Below are 2037 nucleotides of genomic sequence, written 5' to 3'. Positions count from 1 at the left end.
GGGGCGGATGAGGGCGCGCGCACCGAACGACAGCCGCATCGCCACGCCATCCCGTTACGATGCCCTCCAATGCATTCCCACAAATCGCTCCCACCCCTCGCCCGCACCTGTCTGGCCGTGCTCGCCGCCCTGGCCGCCGTGTGCTGGTTCGCGCCGCTGCTCAGCCGCTACGGCCCGGTGCTGCCGGACTGGGAGTCGCTGTCCGCGGTCCCGGGCCGCGCCGGCCACTGGTTCGGCACCGACGCCATCGGCCGCGACGTGTTCGCCCGCACCCTGGCCGGCGGCCGCCTGTCGCTGGGCATCGGCCTGCTGGCCAGCGTGGTCGCCCTGGTCATCGGCCTGAGCTACGGCGCCGTCGCCGGACTGGCCGGCGGGCGCGTCGAACGCCTGATGCTGCGCGTGCTCGACGTGTTCTCGGCGCTGCCGTTTTTGCTGGTGGTGATCCTGCTGCTGACCTTGTTCGAACGTTCGCTGTGGCTGCTGCTGGCGGCGATCGGCGGTTATGTCTGGATCGATCTGGCCCGGGTCATGCGCGCGGAGGCCGCGCGCCTGCGCGAGGCGCCGTTCGTGCTCGCCGCGCAGGCCGCGGGCGCGAGTTTCGGCCAGCGCCTGCGCTGGCACGTGCTGCCGAACCTGATGCCGCTGGCGTTCGTGTACCTGGGTTTGATCCTGCCGCAGGCGATCCTGGTCGAAAGCTTCCTCGGCTTCCTCGGCCTGTCCATCGACGAGCCGTCCTCCAGTTGGGGCGGGTTGTTGGCCGAAGGCGTGCAGGAACTCGACAGCGCGCCGTGGACCTTGTTGTTCCCAGCCGGCTTCCTGGTCGCGACCCTGGCCGCGTTCCAGTTCCTCGGCGACGGTCTGCGCGATTGGCTCGACGTGCGCGGCGACCCTCGCCAGGACGCCGCGCCATCCGAGGCCGCGGCGGCATGAGCGCGTGGCTGACCTTGGAGGCGTTGCACGTCGAAGCGCGCACCCGCACCGCAGCGATGCAGCGCTTGCTCGGCCCGATCGATCTGCAACTGCACGCCGGCCAATGCCTGGGCGTGGTCGGCGAAAGCGGCAGCGGCAAGAGCCTGACCGCGTTGTCGCTGCTGGGCCTGCTGCCGGCGCCGCTGCAGGCGCGCGGTCGCCTGAGCGTGGACGGCGCCGCCATCGAACTGACCAGCGCCGCGCACGCGCGGCTGCGTGGACGCGCGCTGGCCTGGGTGCCGCAGGACCCGCTGGCGTCCTTGCATCCGCTGCGCCGGGTCGGCGCGCAACTGCTGGAAACCTTGCGCACGGTGCGCGGGCTCAACGCCGGCGATGCCGACACGCAGGCGCGGGCATTGCTGGAACGCGTGCAATTGCCCGATCCAGATGCGTCGCTGCGGCGCTATCCGCATCAGTTCTCCGGTGGTCAGCGCCAACGCATCGCCATCGCCCTGGCGTTGGCGACGCAGCCGCGCGCGCTGATCGCCGATGAGCCGACCTCGGCGCTGGATGCGCGCATCGCCCGCGACATTCTCGATCTGCTCGATCGCCTGCGCCGCGAAGACGGACTGAGCCTGTTGCTGATCAGCCACGATCTGCCGCTGGTCGGCGCGTATGCGCAGCAGTTGCTGGTGCTCAAACGCGGCGAGGCGATCGAACGCGGCGCCACCGCGCAAGTGTTCGCCGCACCGGCGCAGGCGTATACGCGCGAGTTGCTGGCGGCCGACCGGATCGCGCCGCTGCGCGAAGGCGATGCCGCGCCGCGCCCGGCCGACACGCCCGCGCTGTTGGTCGGCGAAGGCCTGCGCATGCGTTATCCGCGCGCGCTTGCGCCGGCGCTCGATGGCGTGGACATCGAACTGCATCGCGGCGAAGGCCTGGCCCTGGTCGGCGAAAGCGGCAGCGGCAAGAGCACGCTTGGCCGCGTCTTGCTGCGTTTGTTGCGCGGCGCGCAAGGCCGGGTATATCTGGACGGCGTCGACCTGGCCAATCTCGATGCCGCCGCGCTGCGCACGCTGCGGGCGCGCACCGGCGTGGTGTTCCAGGACCCGTATGCCTCGCTCGATC

At 71.4% G+C, this 2037-nt stretch carries 2 protein-coding genes; both read left to right on the top strand.

Annotation, left to right across the window (positions count from 1 at the left end; translation table 11 throughout):
- Positions 1-69 precede the first annotated feature (69 nt).
- Entirely contained in the window at positions 70-930 is an 861-nt protein-coding gene (locus J7J50_RS24570) for an ABC transporter permease (protein ID WP_215058408.1), read from the top strand.
- On the top strand, positions 927-2037 hold a 1111-nt coding region (locus J7J50_RS25215; protein ID WP_215097609.1), incomplete at its 3' end, for an ATP-binding cassette domain-containing protein. The genes J7J50_RS24570 and J7J50_RS25215, both read left to right, overlap by 4 nt.

This window comes from Lysobacter sp. ISL-50 (assembly GCF_018612875.1).
Classification (GTDB): domain Bacteria; phylum Pseudomonadota; class Gammaproteobacteria; order Xanthomonadales; family Xanthomonadaceae; genus Lysobacter.
The sequence above is the reverse complement of the archived record's forward strand: the minus strand, read 5'-3'. Positions and strand labels throughout refer to the sequence as shown.